Origin of the sequence: Chryseobacterium sp. SIMBA_029 (genome assembly GCF_046535275.1) — a bacterium.
In the GTDB taxonomy this organism is placed as follows: domain Bacteria; phylum Bacteroidota; class Bacteroidia; order Flavobacteriales; family Weeksellaceae; genus Chryseobacterium.
On the sequence record NZ_JAWRXA010000090.1, the window covers coordinates 1 to 366 of the forward strand.

At 53.8% G+C, this 366-nt stretch carries 1 protein-coding gene; it reads right to left on the bottom strand.

The window, feature by feature from the left end; all coding sequences use genetic code 11:
- Window positions 1–366 (bottom strand): IS5 family transposase (locus tag SB679_RS23350; RefSeq protein ID WP_410704666.1); only part of this gene is annotated, 366 nt, incomplete at both ends.

Below are 366 nucleotides of genomic sequence, written 5' to 3' on the forward strand. Positions count from 1 at the left end.
CTTGTCATATCGAGTGGCAATCCCTCTGAACTGCTTGAGCTTGTTGAAGAATCGCTCGACGAGGTTTCGCTGCCTATAGACCCATGAGCTGAACGGAAAGCTCTCCTTGCGGTTTCGCTTTGCTGGAATATTGGCCCACGCCCGTTTTGTTTTTGCCAAGGTTCGAAGGGCGTTTGTATCATAAGCCCTGTCTGCCAAAAGTATGGCACCATTTCCGATATCCTTCAGCATTGGCTCGGCGACCCTGCTGTCGTGCACTTGTCCTGGGGTCAGGTCGATGCCAATTGGACGGCCATCTGCATCGACAAGAGCATGGATCTTCGTCGTCAAGCCGCCGCGGGAACGTCCCATGCAGCCATCGTCTTG